The following is a 22,100-nucleotide window of genomic DNA, read 5'->3' as shown; positions in this document are numbered from 1 at the left end:
TAATTAATCGTCATCACCTTCGAACTCTAATAGAGTACGACCGTTCAAATCTTGAACAGGACGGTAGTTATTGTGATAAAACTCGGTGAATTTTGCCAATTGCTCAGCAGAAACTTCGATACGGTCTTTCATCACATACCACTTCACACCCTCTGTACATGGAGGCGTTGTAAGAGAACCGTCGAAGTGCACATAGCCCTTCTCTTCAGGAAGAAGCTCGCGCGCGTTAATAAATTCACCAGGGACAGTCACTGTTTCACCATGATGGTGAGGCAGGTTATTGAAGAAGGCTTCCAAAGCTTTATTGTGCTGACCAACTTCAAATAGCACACCCACAACAGCCAAGTTGGAATCTGCATCAAAGTGGACGATATGCACTTCTAAAGGATACTGAACACCGTTAACTGTGTTCTCACTCATAGCGTGAAAGTGGAACTGCAATACCTGATATTTCTCTTTACTGGAAACCTTAAGATAGCTGCCAGGCTCATAGTTAACTTGAAACGTGTGACCGTTATTTACAATACCAAGAGGTGTTGGCTTATACTTGAATTTTAAAGCTTTAAGCTCATCGTCATCAGCTTCTTCAGTATAAGAAATATCAATTGGTGATTGCTTGGTACCAATAGAGCACATTTGATAGGAAGGATCCAGATCTCCCCAGTGCTCAGGACCTTCTTCTCCTTCATATCCCCAATGTACACCAGTACCAGCAAAAGCTGCGGCAGATAATGAGAAAGCTAAGGTACTTAGCGTTGTTTTTATTATTTGATTTTTCATGAAAAACTCCCAATTTCGTATTAACACCGAAATCAACATATGTTCCCGGTGCCCAGATTATGATGGGTAGTTTTTTTTTGACAAAGGAAAATAGATTTTTAAAATTTGACGCACAACAAAAAACGGAGGGAATAGTCGCCGCATAGGCGGTTCATTTTGATTGAAAAACACTTTAAATGAAGAATTGAAATAAAAAACAAAATACCGTGTTTTACAGGCTAATTTCTCACAACGGTTGTATTTTTTCTACTCCTTTTAAACTCTTAATGATTTCCCCGACCTCATTTATTTCTGTGACAAAACGCACACTTATCACAATGTAAATTAAATTTTACAAAGCAATGAGCCAACCGAATAATGCACCAAAAAAAAGCATTTAACCACAATTAATCTAATATTTTTTACTGTGGACTCAAACTTTATAACCACAAAAAATAGAAAAACATCCCAGGTACAGCATCACATATTTTTAATATTTATCCACTCAACTTCACATCAGCACTCAACCATCAATAAAACAACTGTTTAAAAATTGATAATTTATAGAAATTTTACAAATGAGAAAACAACAAACGATCAGACATGAATAAGGAAAAAATCACTGATTGAGGTGAAACCAAATCGGCACAAGAAAACAAAACAGCGGAAAATAACCGAAAAAAAAGCCATCTTACAAGTAAGATGGCTTTATCAAAAAAGAAAGCAATTCTAGAATGCCAGCTTAGCCGTAAACTGCACTCTGGTCATACTGCCTTCTGCGCCTGTTTCTATTTCGCGGTTCGCCAGTGCGAGCTCGCCACCAAATGATAAGTTTTTCACTGGGCTGAAAAAGATATTGGCCCGATAGCTTTCTGTACTGCTAGTGACAAACTCTCCGGTTAGATCCGTATCATTGTCGATATCAATGGCTGAATAGGTAAAGTTACTGCGCCACTTGTCGCTCCAAAAATGACGATAAGCAACATAAACCGCGGTGGAATCAATCGCTTCAAGGTCACCGTTATCATCGATCACCGCACCATTAGCGACGTTCAAACCAATGTAGCGCCCCATACCCTTACCGGTGTTGATACCAAAACGAATATCGTCTTTACCGAAAGCATATTTTCCCGAAACACTTAAACCATAGGATGTGGTAGTGCTGTCAATTTCTTCATCACCAACAGCCGTTGCTTCATTGTTATATGCCAACTGTCGTACCAATACCGCAGTCGTTAAATTCAAGCCGCCAGCAGTCAAGTTATGACGTGCAACAAAATCCGGCAATGGATTATCGTCAGCCACGATACGGGCACCACCGTCATTCGGCGTAATGGTTGTTTCCGGATTTTCGATAGAGAACTGGAAATCCCCTGCGGTATAACGAATTTGTGTTTGACGAACAAAAATACCAAAATCGGTGTTGCCAATAAAATCAACGGTTTCTGGCAATGCACCAACGTTCTGGAAGGTAGACCAGGTTTGACCGAACAACCAATTATCGTAGGTTAAAAATGCATGACGTAATCTTGGCGAGTAGGAATTCGAAACTCGTTCATTACCATTACTGGTCGTCATAAAATCCATTTCGATGTAGGTTTTTAATGTATGCCCGTCAATTTCGGTTTCTGTTCCCAGGTTAAAACGACTTTGGCGAGCATGCATATCAAATGTCATACCTTCAGATTCTGTCGTATCACTTTCAACAGGAACAGTAGAAGGTACGTAAAAATCACGATACCAAGCGTTTGCTGGCCAGGTTCCCTCATCCAACTCGGTAAACATTGCATCCAGTTTTAAGTAGCCACCCACTTTTACTTTGGTATTATTATAAGTGCCAAGCTCAACGGCTTGTGCAAGCGACGCGCCGAGCATTCCGGCTGCGATTAATCCCCCGTGAAGCACAGTTTTTTTGATATCAACCATTAGTCGATTCTCCTGTTGTTATTCTCAAGGCCCGAGGTTCCGCTTTCACGGATTCCCTCACAATTAGCTTTTAGTCTATGTTCTACTAAAGTCGAACCAAAAAACTGATTTAAGTGCCAGCTTTTTGTATTTTTGTGTTCGACATAAATTGATGAATGTCGATATATGTGTCAGTGGAACTATGATAAAATTTGCCACCGGAATATCGATCTTCTAGACAATAGTCTAATTGCGCAAAAAGTGACAATATTCTTAAATTAAATATATCTTGCACGGTGTTTTACGCAGTGCTTTACCAGTCTCCGATAGTCACAGTAACTATCGATGATGCGGCAGTTCTTAGGAGGAAAGCATCACCATGTACCATTTCCACGTGGCAGACGATCACCCACTCTTTCGCAATGCCATCTTGGAAGTAATCCAGCACCACTACCCGAATTCAAAAGTCAGCCAGTCCATTAACCTGGACAGCACCATTACTGAATTGGAAAAAAACGAAGATATCGACCTTCTGTTGCTGGACTTACATATGCCTGGAAGTACGGGTTTGTTTGGTTTGATTATGGTTCGGGAAAAATTTCCAAGTATTCCGGTCGCCATTATTTCCGCAAGCGAAGAAATTAATACCATTAGCCGGGCCATGGGCCACGGTGCCTGTGGTTATATTCCGAAATCCTGTTCACCACAGGACATTCAACAAGCCATCGAAGCCATTATGAATGGCAACCGCTGGGTGCCGGAAGAGTTCAAAAACAACCTCACTCCGGTTAACCACGAAGAGAAAGACCTGGCCGCCAAAATAGCCACCCTGACACCACAACAGTATCGAGTACTGTGTTACATGCGCGAGGGTTGGTTAAACAAGCAAATTGGTTACGAAATGGGTGTAACGGAGGCCACAGTCAAAGCACACATTACCGCAGTATTCCGCAAACTGGAAATCAGTAACCGCACTCAGGCGGTTATCCTGATGAAAGATTTTTAGAACGCTTAGCCTATTTAAGTTACAACGACTTACGTTGACGATACCGCTCCATTAACGCCCTGAGCTTACTGGGTTTTAATGGCTTGCGGAGAAAATCAAATCCACGCTCGTGCACGCCTTCCGTCAACGCATCATCCGGTGCAGCAGAAACCAAACATACCGGCAGCCGCCCCCACAATTGCACTAATGCGCTCGCTACATCCAGGCCATTAATATCCGGCCCCAACTGATAATCCATAAGCAGTACGTCGGGCGCTTCATTGTTATTAGCGTAGTCTTTCGCGGTTTCAACATCCGTTACACCAACAAACTCACAGCCCCAGTTTTCCATTAGCATTTTCAATGCGTGAATGTTTTGCTCATCATCATCAACATAAAAAACTTTAAAACCGACCAAACCAGATTCAATATTGGTCGTAATCGAAGTCGACGAGGTATCCAGGCGTTTTTTCCGTCTGGGCACCAATACCGAAAACATACTCCCCTCTTTTTCTTTCGAGTGAACATTAATTTTGTGATGCAACAGTTTTGAGAAACGCAGTGCAATACCTAACCCTAACCCAGCACCTTCCAATTCAGATTCAATACGATAGAAGTCTTCAAATATACGTTGCCTGTGAGTTTCTGAAATACCCGGCCCGGTATCCAAAACACATATTTCAATTAAAGACCCTCGGCGTTTACAGCCTAATAATATTTTACCTTCCCGAGTGTAACGCACCGCATTCGACAAAAAGTTTTGTAGAATTCTACGCAAATATTTGGGGTCTGACTCCGTCCACAAATCAGTGCTTAACCAACGTAACTCCACCTGTTCTGCTGTTTGCACACGAAATTCGTTTGCCAGTGGTTCAAGTATTTCCTTTAACGCAAAAACACGAACTTGCGGCACTAACGCACCGGTATCCAGGCGCGCAATTTCCAGCAAGTTGGAAATAATCAGTTCGGCGGAGCCAATTGCGTTGTGCAAATGCCCTAAGTTCTGTTTTAACTCCAACTCCAGGTTAGGTTTTTCCAATAATGCACTGGCATATAAACTGGCGGCATTCAATGGTTGCAAAATATCATGACTGGCAATAGCCAAAAATTGGGTTTTATTGGCATTGGCAGACTCGGCCACAGATTTCGCTTTAATTAACTCCGCTTCGGTTTGTTGACGCTTAATAATTTCTTCACGCAGGCTGGCATTTATTTTTTCGATTTGCTCGGTACGCTCCTGTACACGTTGTTCAAGGTTTACGTTGGCCCGTTCCAAGGTGTTTTGTGCATTAATAAACTCACTAATATCATCGTAAGTCGTGACATAACCGCCGTTAGGCAACGGCCGCCCTTTTATTTCAATCACGCCTTGATTGTGTTTACGTACTACACGGTAAGGTTTACCCGCCAGCAAATGATGCAAACGAATTTGCACTTGTTGTTCAACGGCACCCGGCCCCAACATTCCCCGCTCAGCATTAAAGCGCACCAAGTCTGCAACGTGACGACCAACCCGCAGCATGCCTTCGGGATAATTAAACATTTGCTCGTAACGTTTATTCCAGGCGACCATTTTCAAGTCTACGTTGACGACGCTAATGGCAGACGAAATACTCTCGAAAGATGCGAACAACATGTCCTGATTAAATTGTAAGGTGCGCGTGGTTTCCTCAAATATATTCACCACATCAGCCACATCAAGGCTTTCACCGCTGCACAAACTCAGTAACATCGCCCGGGTGGATGCCACACCAATCACACCGGCTAAAGCCTGTTCAGCGTGAGCCAACATTTCCGAACTGACAAATAACTCATCAGGCTGAGGGTCATTTTCCAACAAACGGTTGGTTGCAGACTCCCCCAAGAACTGGACAAGCAACGCAGTAAGGTCACTGCGATTCACTTTGAGATCCTGAACTGCAGTGTCCTGTTTAACCCGTTCACGGTGAATAAAAGCCCCGGCCTGAATTCGGTCAGCCAGACGCGTTTTATCCCAGGTAGATACCCAATACAGCGCCGCAATATTCGCCGTAATACTCAACACCACACCACGGGTGTACGAATCACTATAAGTCAAACCAAATAATTTATCGGGAATAAGAAATTCCATTCCCAAAAATCCGTTCACCAGTATATCTGGCGAAATAAAACCGGAATTCGCTAACAGCGGAATCATTAAGGTGATAAACCAAATCAGTGTTCCTGCAAATAACCCGGCAAACACACCAGTTGCATTCGTTCGCTGCCAATACAAACCGGCAATCATTGCTGGTGCCAATTGCACAACCAGAGCAAACGCAATCAAACCTATTTCAGTCAATGCAGCATGTTCGGCCAAGCTGTGCTGATACAGCCATGAAAGCGCAATGACTGCAGCCGCAGTTGCTCTTCGAGTGAATATTAGCGAACGGGAATAATCAGGAATTGGCCCACGACTTTTACTGGCTCGAATTAACAACGGTAATATGACATCGTTACTAAGCATTTGGCTCAGTGTTAATGTGGACACAATAATCATAGCGGTCGCAGCAGAGATACCGCCAATAAACGCAAGAAGCACTAGAGATTTATTCGACTCGCTGAGTGGCAACGCCAGAACATACTCATCATTTTTAACGCCGGTTCCCGCCAGAGCTTGATTACCTACCCAGGCGATAATAAATACTGCACACGCAATGGCAATTAGATAAAAACAAAAGCCTTTACGGGCGAATATCAAATGCTTATCGCTAATACATTCAACAAAGGTCACCTGGAACATACGAGGTAAACACAAAATAGAACAAGCAGACACCAGAGTCATCACCCAAAAAGATGGTGTAAGTGTCGAGTTGGAAAACACCACATTCGCACTATTGCTTAATTTTTCCGGATCGAAGCCTTCCGAAAGTACCAGTGCAAAAATGGCAATCGCAATAAGCGCAATCACTTTGATAGCGGATTCAAACGCAATCGCCACCATAATACCGGAATGGTAACTGGCGACATCCAAACGATTTGCGCCAAATAACCAGGCAAATAGCAACATACTTCCCGCAACAGCTAAAGTAATATCCTCACTGGCAAACGCTTGAACATCAACGCTGATTAGTATGGCGTTGGTGACCGCTTTTAGCTGTAATGCAATATATGGAACCGTGGCACACAATAATAAAAGCGTGACAACAACCGCTACTGATTGACGCTTACCATAACGGGACGATAGAAAGTCAGCCAAAGAATGAATATGTTCTTGACGACAAATGCTTGCAATACGTTGCAGTAATGGAAAACCGAAACTGAATAAAAGTAACGGACCGAGCAAAATTGGTAAATAATACCAACCACTGGATGCCGCCGTGCCCACCAAACCAAAGAACGTCCATGAGGTACAGTAAACCCCCAGGGCAAGCGTATAAATCAGCGGATGTCTAAACCAACCGGATAAACTGTAGCGTCTTCGGTCGGCCAACCGTGCTACCCAAAATAAAGCGACAAGATATGCGGCGAGAGTCGTTATTAATATTATTGGTGACAAGGGAGAACCTCTTTGTGTTTATGCCACCATTTTATAACCAGGCGACTAAAGCATTCCAGATAAGAGTAAAAATAAAAACAATACTGACGTCAATATTGGAATATTTGCGACCTTGGTCGACGTTTAGACTAAAGTAGCAGATCAACCCCCTTGAACACCTGCTAATCTCTTTTACGGATAAATCCCAGGAGAAAACCATGGCAGAAAATAAAACAGATATAACAAAAGCCTACTGGCAAGCCAACTTGAAACTAATGGCTGTCTTGCTGGTTATCTGGTTCGCGATTTCCTACTTGTGCGGTATTTTGCTGGTTGATCAGCTTAATGCCATCAGAATTGGAGGGTACAAATTAGGGTTCTGGTTTGCACAACAGGGTTCCATGTACGGTTTCGTGGCCATCATCTTTTTTTATTCGTACCGAATGGCTGCGTTAGATCGCAAGTTCGGCGTAGACGAATAGGGAGGCACAAGCATGGATTTACAAACACTTACCTTTATCGTAGTTGGTTTCACTTTCGCTGTTTACATCGGTATCGCCTTTTGGGCTCGCGCCGGTTCAACTAGCGAGTTCTATGTCGCTGGTGGTGGTATTCACCCCGTTGCGAACGGCATGGCAACCGCAGCCGATTGGATGTCTGCAGCCTCATTCATCTCAATGGCTGGTCTTATTGCATTCTTTGGTTATGGCGGTTCGGTTTTCCTGATGGGATGGACCGGTGGTTACGTATTACTGGCAATGCTTCTTGCACCCTACTTACGTAAACACGGCAAATTTACTGTGCCGGAATTTATCGGTGACCGATACTATTCTCGCACCGCACGTATCGTTGCAGTTGTTTGTTTAATTGTCGCGTCGGTTACTTACGTTATCGGCCAAATGAAAGGCGTTGGTGTTGCCTTCTCCCGCTTTCTGGAAGTCAGCTATGAAACCGGCTTGTTGGTTGGTATGGGCATCGTTTTCGTATACGCCGTAATGGGTGGAATGAAAGGGATTACCTATACACAAATCGCACAGTATTGTGTCTTGATTTGCGCATACACCATCCCCGCCATATTTATTTCCCTTCACCTGACAGGCAATCCAATTCCACAATTAGGCTTAGGCAGCACCCTTACCGGTACCGATACCTTCCTGCTGGATAGGTTGGATCAAGTGGTATCGGAACTCGGTTTTGCCGAGTACACCACGGCCAAACGTTTAAGTGGCTTGAATACCTTTGTCTACACCCTGTCGTTGATGATTGGTACTGCGGGTCTTCCCCACGTCATCATCCGTTTCTTTACTGTATCGAAAGTTAAAGACGCGCGTACTTCTGCGGGCTGGGCTTTGGTGTTTATCACCATTCTGTACACCACAGCTCCTGCAGTTGCCGCGATGGCACGTTTAAACCTGCATCAGACTATCGAACCCAATGCGGGCGAAAACCTGGTGTACGAAGAGCGTCCTAACTGGTTCAAAAACTGGGAAAAAACCGGCCTGTTGCAATTTGAAGACAAAAATGGCGATGGTCGCATCACCTACTCTGCGAACAAAGAAACCAATGAAATGGTGAAAGTGGACCGCGATATTATGGTACTGGCCAACCCTGAAATTGCTCGCCTGCCAAACTGGGTAATTGCTCTGGTTGCAGCGGGAGGGCTCGCAGCAGCACTCTCCACAGCAGCAGGATTATTACTCGCTATTTCATCGGCGATATCCCATGACCTGATTAAGGGGGTGATAAAACCGGATATTACCGAGCAACAGGAACTCATGGCCAGCCGCTTGGCGATGGCAGGAGCCATTATGCTCGCCGGTTACCTCGGCTTTAATCCACCGGATTTTGCCGCAGGAACGGTTGCATTGGCCTTTGGTTTAGCGGCCTCTTCCATTTTCCCTGTACTGATGATGGGCATCTTCAGTAAGTCGATCAATAAGGAAGCGGCGATTGCCGGTATGATCGCAGGTATATCGGTAACACTACTATACGTATTCCAACACAAAGGGATAATGTTTGTTGCCAGTACTGCGTTCCTTGGCGATATGCCTGCGAACTGGTTCTTTGGTATTGAACCCAACGCCTTCGGTGCGGTTGGCGCACTGGTTAACTTTGTCGTGGCCTTCGGCGTGTCTAAAGTTACCTCTGCACCGCCTGCCGAAATTGAAGCAATGGTGGAAAATATTCGCATCCCTGCTGGCGCAGGCGCGGCAAGCGACCACTAATTTCTTTTTAACCCCCAAGGAAAAAACACAGCGTACTTCGGTGCCTGTGTTTTTTCCTCCCTCCTCCTGCAATAAGAGGTACCAACCTTGCAGTTCTTAAAAAATAAACACATGATCATAGCGATGTTTATCGCTCCGGTGCTGGCCATTGTTGCCTATTTCGCAACGGATCATATGGTGGCTGAAAAGCCCCAGGCGGCAACACCTGGCCACAGCTACCCGCTTGCAGCGAAATCCAACTGCCGCTATCAAAGTGGTGCCTGTACACTCAAAAATGGTGATATTGAAATTCATCTGACTGCCGACCGCATCGCAAGCAATACAATTAGACTCTCACTGAGTTCCCAACTTCCGATAGAAAACGCGTTGATCGCACTCTATCTCGAGGGTCAGGAAAGCGCCCCGGTGTCAATGCAGCACACAAATACTGATGCATCCATACTCGAAGCTGAGCTACACTTAACAGATCCGGAAAATACTAAAATGCGCATTGCAGTCAAAATTAATCAAGCAACGTATTTTGTTGAAACGAGTGCAATTTTTGTTGACCTGGAAACCAGCTTCTCCAGAGAGAACTTTTCTTCATAACACTTTTGGGCAAAATGATCTCTGGCCGTAGGAGGCAAATTTAAAAAGTAACAAATAGAACAATAATTATAAAAATGAAAAACGAGAGCACAACATGGTGAATGAATCGGGTGAGGTAAAAAAATTTCTCTCACAGCAGGCCCTATTCCAACACTTAAGCGAATCCGATGTTGATGCGCTTTGTGCAAATACATTTACCTCCTTTGCCAAATCCGGTACACAGCTTATCCCCCATAACGAAACCGAACCACTCGCACCCGGTTTAATTATGGTTCGTACAGGTTCAATCGAAATTCGCAACACCAATGGCGTGCTCCTGGATCGTCTCAGTGCAGGCGACTTCCTTATACCTGAAGCAGTATTCAAACAAAACCCTGCAGAAAATTATTCTGTTACCGTTCTGGAAGACTGTCTGTATTATGAATTAGAAAAAAAAGCATTTAAGAATTTACGTAAACTCGATCGAGATATTGAATTCTTATGCGAAAGCTATACCCGCCGTTTTACAACAGAAAACAATCCACAAAGCGTATCGTTACGGCACAGCTTACGAGAAAGCTATCTGGACCAGAGTGTATTGGATTACATGTCCAGCCCGGTTGTTTGCGCTCCGCCGAATTTCACTATTCGGCAAGCCGCGCAACTGATGAAAGAAAAGAAAATTTCTTCCTTATTAGTGACAGAATACGATCAACTCATCGGCATTATGACCGATAGAGATTTGCGTATTCGCGTACTAGCAGAAGGCGTTTCGGATCAGGAACCGATATCCAGTATTATGACCACCAACCCCATCTGCATTGGAACCAATAAAAAACTGCATCAAGCTCAATTGATGATGATGTCGTCCAGTATTCATCATTTACCCATTATTGAGAACCAAAAACCCATAGGCCTGATTGGCGTTAGCGATATTATGCGCGCAAACAATCTGGAACCGGTTTCATTAGTTCGAGCGATTCATAATGGCAGATCAGTTACGGAATTAAGCAATATATCAACACAGTTTCCCAGTTTGGTCGCCAGTTTAATTGAGCGGGAAACGCCCGCTGTCAGTATTGGTGAAATTATCACTTCTCTAACCGATGCATTAACCAGGCGTTTGCTCATTTTGGCTCAGGAGGATTTCGGCCCAGCCCCCTGTGAATTTTCCTGGCTCGCATTTGGTTCACAAGCCCGCCAGGAACAAGTTATTGGTTCAGATCAGGACAACGCCATTATCGTAGAGGATGGCGCACTTCCTGAACACGCAAATTATTTCCGCCAGCTAACAGAATTCGTCAACCTGGGGTTACATAGCTGTGGCGTTGTTTTGTGCCCTGGCGATGTTATGGCTCGCAATCCGAAATGGAGATTAACGCTCGCCGAATGGCAGGCCTGCTTTGCTCACTGGATAGAACACCCCACCCCCAAAGCCTTAATGCATGCCAGTATCTTTTTTGATATGCGCCATATTGCCGGCAATGAAACCTATACAGAAACCCTACGCCAATATGTATTAAGTAAAGCGAAACTCAATACCATATTCCTCGCCTTGATGAGTGAAAACGCATTAAAGCATTCCCCTCCTTTAGGCTTTTTCAAAACCTTTGTTTTGGAGAAAGACGGCGACCATAATCGCACGCTGGATTTAAAAAAACGTGGCACCATTCCCATTGTCGATATTGCCCGGAATTATTGCCTAGGAGCAGGCCTTAATCCCGTCAGTACAGTATCGAGACTGGAAGCTATTGAGGAACAGGGCTTGATGTCAAAAGCATTAGCTTCAAGCCTGCTGGATGCCTTGGAATTTATTTCGGAAATACGCCTGGAAGCACAAGGGGCAAAATACCGTAGCGGTAGTAATGTTGACAATCAACTGGACCCCAACACCCTATCTCCACTGGTGAGGCATCAACTTAAGGATGCATTTCACTTGGTCAGACAAGCCCAGTCCGCAATGAAAGTAAGGTTTAGCGGTGGTCTTATATAAACTGCAATTTCTTTATCGCAAGTGGCAACATAAACAATACGCACAAAAAACGGCGTTAGCCAACTTATATCAACAACGCCCTCTATCGGGAAAAAGCACCGTAAAGTCAAACCGGTTTTTAGTGTTAGATTGTGAAATGAGCGGCCTTGACCCCAAAAAGGCGCAACTGCTCAGCATTGGCTGGATTTTAATTGAACAGGGAAAAATCATTAACAACAGCGCACGCCACATACTTGTTCATGCTGAAAGTGGTGCAGGAGAAAGCACCAAAGTACACGGACTGTTCGACGCCGAAATCGCTGGAGCAAAAAGCGTTGCCTCGGCTTTAATGTCACTGATTAAGCTTATACCTGACAGTATTTTGGTCTTTCACCACGCCCCCATCGATATACAATTTCTACAAACCGCCGCCAGAGATATTTTTCGCACGCCACTATTATTTAGCTATATGGATACCCTGGCCATAGAACAAAGTCGAATGGCGTTACAGGGAAAACAAAAAAGTCTGCGTTTACCAGAATGCCGCAAACGCTATGGACTACCACCCTCACAAGAACACAATGCGTTAACCGATGCAATTGCCACCGCAGAACTATTTCTCGCACAAATCCATTATTTAACCAACTCGACAAACCCTAAATTAAATCAGCTGCCTTTGGAATCGAGTTAGGTACTCGCATGGATTGAACTACACTGAGGAGGTATCCAAAGAAAAATACTTCCACATGAAAATAGCGCCTATACCCGAAAACGAAGCGGAACGATTACAATCCCTGGAAAGCTACAAGATACTGGATACGGACCCCGAAGCCAGTTATGACGACCTGACTCAGATCGCTGCCGAAATATGCGGCACCCCCATCGCTCTGGTGAGCTTGATCGATGGAAAACGCCAGTGGTTTAAATCCAGAGTGGGTCTCGATGCCCACGAGACACACCGCGACCTCGCCTTTTGTGCTCACGCAATATTGGAAGAACATATTTTTGAAGTAAGCGATGCGTCTCAAGATGAGCGTTTTTTTGACAATCCTCTAGTAACAGAAGATCCAAACATACGTTTTTACGCAGGAGCACCCTTAATCAATACCGAAGGCTTAGCGCTTGGCACCCTTTGTGTGATTGATTACGTTCCCAACCAACTCACTGATGGACAAAAAACAGCGCTCAATGCATTGGGCAGACAAATTACCTGCTTAATGGAGTTGCGTCGTCAAACGATTCGACTGCAACAGATGAATCAACTTCGTGACCGTTTGTTGGCATTGCTATCTCACGATCTCAAATCTTCATTCAACGCCGTTATTGGTTTCTCCACGCGCTTAAAGCAACGCGCTAAAGACATGGACACACACGCCATTGTCCGATCTGTGTCCCATATTCAGCAAGCCGGGCAGCGTGCGCATCAGCTACTTATGGCGATTTTGGAGTGGAGTGCGGAACACCTGGAAGAAAAAAAACATGCACCTGAGCGAGTCGATTTAAAACAAGTGTGTGATGACACCGTTATTATGATGGGCGATTTGTCCGACCCGAAAAATATTCGTATTCAAGTTCAGGCCGATGAAGGAGTAGAAGTTTTCGTTAACCGCTGTTTGCTGAATTCCACGATTCAAAACCTGCTCTCTAACGCAATTAAATTTTCCAACGAAAACACCACCGTCACACTACAAGTTGAACACTCTCCAACCCAGGTTAGCGTTACAGTTGAAGACCAGGGTGTTGGTATGACACAAGAAAAAGCGAATAAACTTTTTGAAGGAGGAAGTAGCAGTAAAGGCACAGCAGGAGAAGAAGGATCGGGCATTGGCATGCTGTTAGTTAAAGATTTTATTACCAGTGCCAACGGCACCATGATAGTAAAATCAGAACTCAACAAGGGCACAAGTGTCAGTTTTACCCTTCCCCGGCTTTTACTGGAAGACGGTAGATAACCCCCCTGCTCCAAGCTTGCTCAGCGTGACACCCTGCCCGCACCTATATCAACATCCTTGTTGTAAAAATACTATTCAGTAATTTTTGCCATAGTTTGCCGGGCGATTTCCGTAATTGCCTGCCAGTCTTTATTTTCAACAGCCGCTGGTGGTACCAACCAGGTTCCACCAACACAGGCAACATTTGGCAGTGCCAGAAAATCGGTAAACGTATCCACAGTCAAACCACCGGTTGGACAAAAACTCACTTGAGGCAAAGGTCCGCCAATGGATTTTAGTAGCGGTAAACCACCCACAGCGACAGCCGGGAAAAGTTTAAAACAACTTAAGCCCAACTCCATACCCATCATCACTTCCGATGGACTGGCCACACCCGGTAATAAATCCACACCTAAATCTTGCGCCGATTTAATTAAATTAGGCGTGTAACCTGGAGAGACCGCAAAGTCCACACCGATTTCAGCAATGTCTTCCAGGTTTTGTGTGTTCACGACGGTACCCACACCAACAGAAACACCTTCACACTCATTTTTAATCGCGCGAATCGCATCCAATGCACAAGGGGTACGTAACGTCACCTCGACAGCATTAATACCGCCGGCTTTTAATGCATTAGTAATAGGTACGGCATCTTCCACATTGTGAATCACCACTACCGGCATAACACCAAAGGGTTGAAGAAATTCTTTTGTTATCGCCATAACGGAACACTCTTACTCAAAATAATTTTTCGTTTCTGAAGAAGGAGTCACTTCAGAACGTTTTCGTGTTTTTAATTTTTTAGTGAAATTAAACATGGTCGCACCATGTAATGAATCACCGGAAAGCTTACGAATCCCGGAAAACAAATTACGACCAAGATTTTGCGAGCGCTTACCCTGTTTAACCGGGTCCCTTCTCGCCAGCACTTCTTCGCTTACTTCTAATGCCAGCACACCTTTTTCGGCATCAAAATGAATCAAGTCGCCCGTTCTCACCTTAGCTAACATGCCGCCGTTTTTGGCTTCTGGGGACAAATGAATTGCCGCAGGCACTTTGCCCGAAGCACCTGACATTCGGCCATCGGTAACCAAAGCGACTTTATAGCCTTTATCTTGCAATACACCAAGAGGTGGCGTCATTTTGTGTAACTCAGGCATGCCATTTGCTGAAGGCCCCTGGAAGCGCACCACTGCAACAAAGTCTTTATCCAACTCACCTCGTTTAAATGCCTCAATGAGTTCGTGCTGGTCTTCAAAAACAATACACGGAGCCTGAACAAAACGATGCTCTTTGGCCACGGCAGAGATCTTAATCACGGCATCACCGAGATTACCTTTCATCACCCGCATTCCACCTTCTTCATCGAATGGATTATCAACACCACGTAAGACTTCCGTATCACCGCTGGCTTTGGGTGCGGTGTTCCATACAACGCCAGCCTTTCCATCCAGCTCAGGTAACTTGTCGTATTGATCCAGCCCCTCACCCATGATGTTTACCACATCTTCATTCAGCAACCCACCAGAGCGCAGTTCTTTTACCAAGTAGGTCATGCCTCCAGCTTCATGGAATTGGTTAACATCCGCCTGACCGTTTGGATAAACACGAGCGAGTAATGGCGTGGCACTGGAGAGATCATCCATATCCTGCCAATTAATTTCGATCCCACAGGATTTGGCAATCGCCACAATATGCAAGGTGTGATTAGTCGAGCCCCCAGTTGCCAATAGGCCGACAATCGCATTAACCAAAGACTTTTCTGTCACCACATCATAGAGCGGACGGTATGTACCCGCACTTGCGGTTAGCCCAATGACTTTGCGCACCGCCGCTCGGGTTAATGCTTCACGCAAATCCGAATGCGGATGCACAAAGGAAGAACCCGGTAACTGAACACCCAGTAACTCCACCATCATTTGGTTGGTATTGGCAGTACCATAGAAGGTACAGGTTCCTGCGCTGTGATAAGAAGCGGTTTCGGCTTCAAGCAACTTGTCCTGCCCAACCTCTCCCGCGGCAAACTGCTGACGAACTTTAGCTTTTTCTTTATTGGGTAAACCGGAATGCATTGGGCCAGCAGGAATAAATACAGCGGGTAGATGACCAAACTGCAATGCCCCCATCAACATTCCAGGGACAATCTTGTCACACACACCTAAAAAGACATTAGCATCGAACATATTGTGGGTCAGGCCAATTGCGGTAGACATGGCCACAATCTCACGGCTGAACAAACTCAACTCCATACCTGCCTGCCCTTGCGTCACACCGTCACACATGGCCGGAACACCACCCGCTACTTGCGCAGTACTTCCCATTGAACGCGCTTCATCTTTAATGATATTGGGGTAGGTTTCGTAGGGCTGATGGGCAGAGAGCATATCGTTGTAGGAAGTGATAATGCCCAGGTTGGCACTCTGCATTAAGCGAATAGTTTGTTTATCTCCCTGCCCGCATGCGGCATATGCATGGGCCAGGTTACCGCAGGAAAGCCGTTTTTTGGGAGGGTTTTGCTCCATCGTATCCCTCATAGATTTTAAATACGCTTTGCGCTGGTCCTGACTGCGTAAAATAATCCGCTGAGTAACGGCTTCAATGAGGGTATTCATAGGGCAAACCTTAAATCTCTAAATTACTGGGTAGAGGCACGTATTGTTAACAGGAAAAGCCGGCATTACTGACCGGCTTTATCGGAATTTGCACACCGCTAAAACCAGTTTAGGCAATAGCGGCATTAAACGTGGAGAACGTCTAGCAGATGTCGTTGTTCCAGGAACGACAAGGTACTTTGCCGATCATATCGTCCGCAGCTTGCGGGCCGAAGCTACCCGCTTCATATGGTTCAGGTTTTTGGTCCACCGCTTTCCAGCTGGCAAAAATCTGATCGATCCACTTCCAGGCTGCTTCCACTTCCTGTGCACTGACAAAAAGTGTTTGGTCATTGCGTATTACATCTGACAACAAACGCGAGTATGCATCATGCTTCTGCTGCTTATTCTTCTCGAATGACAAATCCAGAAAACCGTCTTCCAACGGAATACCCGCATCCAAGCCAGCCACTTTGTTCATCACACGCAAACGAATACCTTCATCTGGCTGCAACTGAATAATCAGCTGGTTAGGCTTGTGACCAGTGTGTTCCTGCTTATCAAAAATCTGATGGTTTCGTTGTTTAAACTGCACAACAATTTCAGAATGACGCTTGTTCAAACGCTTGCCGGTACGTAAATAAATTGGTACACCCGACCAACGCCAATTGATAACCTCAGCCTGAATTGCAACGAATGTTTCCGTCTTACTGTTTGGATCAATTTCGTACTTATCTGATTCTTCTTCTAAGTAGCCAGGTACCGTCACGCCATCAACTTCACCCGCTTGGTATTGACCGCGAACAGTGAGTTCCTGCACACATTCCGGAGTAACCGGACGCAGGCAATTAAGCACTTTTAATTTCTCAGTACGCACAGAATGTGCATTCATTACCGCTGGCGGCTCCATCGCCATTAGACATAACACTTGTAATAAATGATTTTGCATCATGTCCCGCGTTGCGCCGGTTTGGTCGTAGAAACTCCAACGGTTACCCACACCCACAGTTTCGGTCACAGTGATCTGTACGTGATCAATGTATTTAGAGTTCCACAAAGGCTCAAAAATATCGTTAGCAAAACGCAATGCAAGCAGGTTTTGTACAGACTCTTTGCCAAGATAATGGTCGATACGGAATATTTGCTCTTCAGGAAAAACCCGGGCTAACTCATTATTAATGGCCATGAAAGATTCACGACTATCACCTAATGGCTTTTCCACCACTAGGCGGGTTGTCGGTTTTGCCAGCCCACAAACTTCGAGTGAAGTGGTTACCTTGCCAAAAATCATGGGAGGAATAGCAAGATAAACGATTAATACACTGTCCTGATCAAGGTGGGAATCTTTAAAATTTTCCAATGATTCAGGGTTGGTTGCGTCCCCCTGAATAAATCGCATTTTTTGCGAGAAAGCCTGCCACTTTTCATCAGAATACAATTCATCAGCAACATTTTCTTTCAACCATTTTTGGACTTTACCCAAGAATTCTTCTTGCGTCTGACCGGTTCTTGCCATACCAAAAATACGTGTATTTTCAGGCATGCAATTATTTAGTTCTAAGTAGTACAAAGAAGGATAAAGCTTACGTAAAGCTAAATCCCCGTCTCCACCGACAATCAAGAAATCTGTGTTCATAACTGAATGGCACCTTCAGATTTTTTCAAAAATACACATTGCTACTTACGTGTCCACACAGGGACAACTATTATCTCTGCAAAACACACTATTCCAATTCGATGATGTATTTATTAAAAACACACATCCGCTTTGAACTAGGCGCTTTTACATCTCTTCTGCAGCCTACATTCTTACTGAACGAGATTTATGAAGATGATTGAAGAGAGTAACGGCACTCACCGCCACGTCTTCATATGAGAGCAACTCGCCACCATTTCACCTAAAGTTCAGGATAGCAGTTGCTGCGATTGATTGAGCAGTATTGCCCTGTAACACTATGGGCCAGCCCTCAAATGCGGCGTATTTTAGACCGCGCACGGCGTAAATTTCAACTATGAAGACGCCCCTACACCGGAAAACGAGGGCTCCTGTGCCATATCACTAGGCTCATTCGAGCCATATTGATCAATTTACACCCAACCATTCAGCAGGCCTTCTCCTTAATTTAATACGAAAAGGCCGGCCCCCCGCCTAATTCAGTTTGAATTCAGCTCCTGTAGTATACTCTGAGGCTAATATGAATAAACAACGAGCCAAATTGGAACCATGAGATTTCTGTTAACACTTTTCGTTCTTCTCACCTTTTCCAGCAACCTGTTCGCTAAAAATCAGGTTTTGTACTCCGCACAATACGAAGGTGAAATTTCCGGTTTTCCCGTTGACTTAACACGTACTTTGTATAAAACCGGTGTCGATCAATATCTCTCCCAATCGGAAGCATCGAACCTTCTCGGCTCAATTAAAGAAAAAAGTGAGTTTTTTATAAAAGAAGGGATTCTTCACCCAAAGTATTACGAAGAAAGAAAAAAAGCCCTGGGCATTTCTCGCATCGAACGAATTCAGTTCGACTGGAAAACACTCACAGCACAATACACCAGCAAAAAGAAGCCAGAAAAAAATACCACACATAACATATTCAGTGGCGTACTTGACCCAGCAATATATCAATTGCAACTTCAACGAGATGCATTTAATCAAAAGAAAAAGTTCAACTTCAAATTTGTAAAAAAGGAACGGATAAATGAAAGAAATTATGTATTAATTGGGCAAGAAGAAATTTTGGTGAAGGAAAAAAAATATCTCGCTCTAAAATACGAAAGAATTAACCTCGATGATGAAAAACAAACCCGAATATGGTTTATTCCTGAACTTAACTATCAAATAGGCAGGATTCAACATCAAGAAAAGGACGGTAAAACATCTGAATTAAACTTGGTCAACTATAACGGTTCCAAGCAGCTCACAGATGAAATCTATAAACGCTGAACACGAGCTCAAAGCAGGTAAGGTTATAAAAACCACTCAGCTATGCCTTTTGGTTATTACTATTACCCCAGCCAGTAAATATGCCGAAGAAGCTACCCACAAACAAATTAGACATTTTCGTTATCATGTCGCCAAAATCGACAAGGAGTAATGCATAAAAGAAAATATTAGACAACGCTTACGTTAGCAGTCGCTAACCTTTAGATAATGAGCCAAACTGATCTCCTTACCCACCCTCCTCGTATATTAAATGAAGCTGCCATTTTTTATCAGAATTCATGACAATTTGATCTAATTCTCACCACCAAATAAACCTAGTTTTTCGATAAGCTTGGACCATACTTTTAATACCGGAGGTGCAAAAATGGTTTTATTTCGCGCACTAAAAAAATGTATATCTCATTGTTTGGCATTTGGTTTGCCAATTGTGAGTATTGCATTCTCTTCGGTAACTTATGCCGCGCCAGCATTAACAGAGTTCGGGGTAACACGCGATAATTGCAGTGAGATTCCACTCACCCCAATACGTATGATGGATAACGAAACACTTTTTCTCTCTGCAGCAGCAGAAAAAGATTCGAGCATGTCGTTATCCCAAAAACTGGCTAATAATCGATGGCTAGCCAATACACATGGGAACAATTATTCAGGTACAGAAGCACTACGTAAGTTCCTTAAACTAAGCGTGGATAGCTATTGGAATGCAACTGGTCATACCAGTAAAAAACCTTATCGAGTAACTCGCTTTTCATCCCCTAAAAGAAGTGCATATACACAGTTCACCGAATTAAGAAATTACGATCTGCATTTATCCGAAAATAAAGTAAAAGTGAAATTTTCGTACGCTTTTTAAGCTTTAAAAAATAAACGCCATCCTCCACCAAATTGCAGGGATCATAATCTTTTATTTGGCATGCAATGATCTTTCTATTGTTCATTACATAAATAGTTAACAGAAAAGCAATAGGAATGTCACTTCTTATTAATCTTCAGGCCGTACAAAACTGCTTCCACTTATTTCGGAGCAGTTTTAATGAGAACATCAAAGATTTTTTTTATTGGCATTTTTTTATTTCTGGCAGTAAATGCTTTTTCCGAGGCCCCTTCTAGCTACTACAACAGTGCAAATCCATCAAGTGCTTCCAGCCTTAGATCATCGTTGCATAACATTATTGATGACCACACCCGATACCCTTACACCTCATCGGCAACAGATACCTGGGACATTATTGCCGATGCAGATGAAGACCAAACAAACTCGGGGCAAGTAGCCGTAATATACAAAAATTCTGCCTACCCCAAAGCCTCTGGTGGCAACACAAACTACAACCGCGAGCACTCCTGGCCAAAGTCCATAGGTTTTCCCAACGATAACAGCAGCAACTACCCCTACACGGACGTTCACCACCTGTTTGCCGCCGATGTGTCTTATAACTCTTCTCGCAGTAACAAATACTTTGACAACTGCACCAGCGGATGCAGTGAAAAAGCAACCGCATATAACGACGGTCGTGGCGGCTCGGGAGATTCCAACTGGACGGATAGCGATAGCTGGGAAGTCTGGGACGAACGCAAAGGCGACATTGCCCGAGCCATGTTTTACATGGACATTCGCTATGAAGGGGGTTATCACGGAGTTACCGGTGCTTCCGAGCCCAATTTGCAACTCACCGACAACACCAGCTTGATACAGGGTACTGGCTCTAATGCTTCATTAGCCTACATGGGCAAGCTGTCCACGTTAATTCAATGGCATAACCAAGACCCGGTAGACAGCAACGAAATGCTACGTAATGACAAAGTCTATGGTTACCAAGGCAATCGAAACCCTTTTATTGATCACCCGGAATGGGTTGCCTGTATTTACCAAAATAACTGCTCAGGCAGCAGTTCATCCTCCAGTAGCAGTAGCTCCAGCAGTTCAAGTAGCAGCAGTTCATCTGGTGGCACAGGAACAATAAGCAATGGGCAAACAATTGCAGGTTTATCCGCATCTACGGGCAATTGGGTGGAATATAAAATCAATGTTCCCTCAAATGCCTCGGATTTAAACATCGCTATATCTGGAGGGACAGGCGATGCAGATTTATATATCCGCTACGGCAGCAAGCCCACCACATCCACATACGACTGCCGACCTTATGAATCCGGTAATGCTGAAAGCTGTTCAGTCTCTTCGCCCAGTGCGGGAGACTATTATATTGGTGTGAGAGCTTACGAGAGCTTTAGCAACCTCAATCTGACGGCAAGTTTCATAACTGGTGGTTCCTCTTCCGGGCAGCCCGTAGGAGAAAGTCACACCAATATATCCGGCTCTGCAGGTCAATGGCGTAATTACACGATTCAAGTTCCATCGGGCACAACAAAACTGGAAGTATCAATGAATAGCGGGACTGGTGATGCCGATTTGTATGTACGAAAAGGTAGTTACGCGACACTCAGCACATACGACTGCAGACCATATCTTTCTGGGAACAATGAATCCTGCACAATCAATACGCCAGCTCAAGACACATGGTGGATAAGTATTTATGGTTATTCAGCATACAGCGACGTTAACCTCGAATACTATTACCAGTAATCTTTCCATTCAACATGGAACCCTGCTTTTTCGCAGGGTTCTTTTTAAGATTAAAAACGCCACAAAAACCGAGACGAAGAAATAACACTTTCCATCAATTATTTTTTTCACTATCATAAAAAACAAATAAATATGGACGAACGT

At 44.2% G+C, this 22,100-nt stretch carries 16 protein-coding genes; 10 read left to right on the top strand and 6 right to left on the bottom strand.

Going from position 1 to position 22,100, the window contains the following annotated elements; translation table 11 throughout:
• Window positions 1-3 precede the first annotated feature (3 nt).
• A complete protein-coding gene (locus P5V12_RS07980; protein WP_316956822.1) occupies window positions 4-780 on the bottom strand; it encodes a carbonic anhydrase family protein in 777 nt (258 codons plus the stop codon).
• Between the two features lie 708 nt (window positions 781-1,488).
• The gene (locus tag P5V12_RS07975; protein ID WP_316956821.1) at window positions 1,489-2,685 is read right to left on the bottom strand and encodes a DcaP family trimeric outer membrane transporter; all 1,197 of its coding nucleotides are present in this window, start codon (window positions 2,683-2,685) and stop codon (window positions 1,489-1,491) included.
• 358 nt (window positions 2,686-3,043) lie between these two features.
• On the opposite strand from P5V12_RS07975, the gene P5V12_RS07970 reads away from it, so the two are divergent.
• Window positions 3,044-3,670, top strand: coding sequence for a response regulator transcription factor (locus P5V12_RS07970; protein ID WP_316956820.1), 627 nt, complete (start codon window positions 3,044-3,046; stop codon window positions 3,668-3,670).
• A gap of 19 nt (window positions 3,671-3,689) precedes the next feature.
• On the opposite strand, the gene P5V12_RS07965 is transcribed toward P5V12_RS07970, so the two are convergent.
• Window positions 3,690-7,100: a PAS-domain containing protein gene (locus P5V12_RS07965; protein WP_316956819.1), complete on the bottom strand. Its 3,411-nt coding sequence runs from the start codon at window positions 7,098-7,100 to the stop codon at window positions 3,690-3,692.
• 263 nt (window positions 7,101-7,363) lie between these two features.
• Here P5V12_RS07965 and P5V12_RS07960 point away from each other — a divergent pair, with 263 nt between their 5' ends.
• From P5V12_RS07960 to P5V12_RS07935, 6 genes are all read left to right on the top strand, one after another.
• A complete protein-coding gene (locus P5V12_RS07960) occupies window positions 7,364-7,627 on the top strand; it encodes a DUF4212 domain-containing protein (protein ID WP_316956818.1) in 264 nt (87 codons plus the stop codon).
• A gap of 12 nt (window positions 7,628-7,639) precedes the next feature.
• Entirely contained in the window at window positions 7,640-9,370 is a 1,731-nt protein-coding gene (locus P5V12_RS07955) for a sodium:solute symporter family protein (RefSeq protein ID WP_316956817.1), read from the top strand.
• A 111-nt stretch (window positions 9,371-9,481) separates the two neighbouring features.
• On the top strand, window positions 9,482-9,958 hold the full coding sequence (locus tag P5V12_RS07950; protein ID WP_316956816.1) for a hypothetical protein: 477 nt from the start codon (window positions 9,482-9,484) through the stop codon (window positions 9,956-9,958).
• A 94-nt stretch (window positions 9,959-10,052) separates the two neighbouring features.
• Entirely contained in the window at window positions 10,053-11,930 is a 1,878-nt protein-coding gene (locus P5V12_RS07945) for a DUF294 nucleotidyltransferase-like domain-containing protein (protein WP_316956815.1), read from the top strand.
• Window positions 11,931-12,066: 136 nt separating this feature from the next.
• Window positions 12,067-12,600 carry a 3'-5' exonuclease gene (locus P5V12_RS07940; protein ID WP_316956814.1) on the top strand — a complete coding sequence of 178 codons (534 nt, stop codon included), beginning with the start codon at window positions 12,067-12,069 and terminating at the stop codon, window positions 12,598-12,600.
• A gap of 55 nt (window positions 12,601-12,655) precedes the next feature.
• A complete protein-coding gene (locus tag P5V12_RS07935) occupies window positions 12,656-13,861 on the top strand; it encodes a GAF domain-containing sensor histidine kinase (RefSeq protein WP_316956813.1) in 1,206 nt (401 codons plus the stop codon).
• A 71-nt stretch (window positions 13,862-13,932) separates the two neighbouring features.
• On the opposite strand, the gene eda is transcribed toward P5V12_RS07935, so the two are convergent.
• The 3 genes from eda to zwf form a co-directional block, all read right to left on the bottom strand.
• Window positions 13,933-14,562, bottom strand: a complete 630-nt coding sequence (gene eda, locus P5V12_RS07930) for a bifunctional 4-hydroxy-2-oxoglutarate aldolase/2-dehydro-3-deoxy-phosphogluconate aldolase (RefSeq protein WP_316956812.1) — start codon at window positions 14,560-14,562, stop codon at window positions 13,933-13,935.
• A 12-nt stretch (window positions 14,563-14,574) separates the two neighbouring features.
• Window positions 14,575-16,452 carry a phosphogluconate dehydratase gene (gene edd / locus P5V12_RS07925; RefSeq protein ID WP_316956811.1) on the bottom strand — a complete coding sequence of 626 codons (1,878 nt, stop codon included), beginning with the start codon at window positions 16,450-16,452 and terminating at the stop codon, window positions 14,575-14,577.
• Window positions 16,453-16,594: 142 nt separating this feature from the next.
• On the bottom strand, window positions 16,595-18,067 hold the full coding sequence (gene zwf, locus P5V12_RS07920) for a glucose-6-phosphate dehydrogenase (RefSeq protein WP_316956810.1): 1,473 nt from the start codon (window positions 18,065-18,067) through the stop codon (window positions 16,595-16,597).
• A gap of 588 nt (window positions 18,068-18,655) precedes the next feature.
• Here zwf and P5V12_RS07915 point away from each other — a divergent pair.
• From P5V12_RS07915 to P5V12_RS07905, 3 genes are all read left to right on the top strand, one after another.
• Window positions 18,656-19,375 carry a DUF3108 domain-containing protein gene (locus tag P5V12_RS07915; RefSeq protein ID WP_316956809.1) on the top strand — a complete coding sequence of 240 codons (720 nt, stop codon included), beginning with the start codon at window positions 18,656-18,658 and terminating at the stop codon, window positions 19,373-19,375.
• Window positions 19,376-19,739: 364 nt separating this feature from the next.
• Window positions 19,740-20,228, top strand: coding sequence for a hypothetical protein (locus P5V12_RS07910; RefSeq protein WP_316956808.1), 489 nt, complete (start codon window positions 19,740-19,742; stop codon window positions 20,226-20,228).
• Window positions 20,229-20,408: 180 nt separating this feature from the next.
• Window positions 20,409-21,956, top strand: coding sequence for an endonuclease (locus P5V12_RS07905; protein WP_316956807.1), 1,548 nt, complete (start codon window positions 20,409-20,411; stop codon window positions 21,954-21,956).
• Window positions 21,957-22,100: the final 144 nt, after the last annotated feature.

The sequence above is a fragment of the Teredinibacter sp. KSP-S5-2 genome, from assembly GCF_032773895.1.
Classification (GTDB): domain Bacteria; phylum Pseudomonadota; class Gammaproteobacteria; order Pseudomonadales; family Cellvibrionaceae.
The sequence above is the reverse complement of the archived record's forward strand: the minus strand, read 5'-3'. Positions and strand labels throughout refer to the sequence as shown.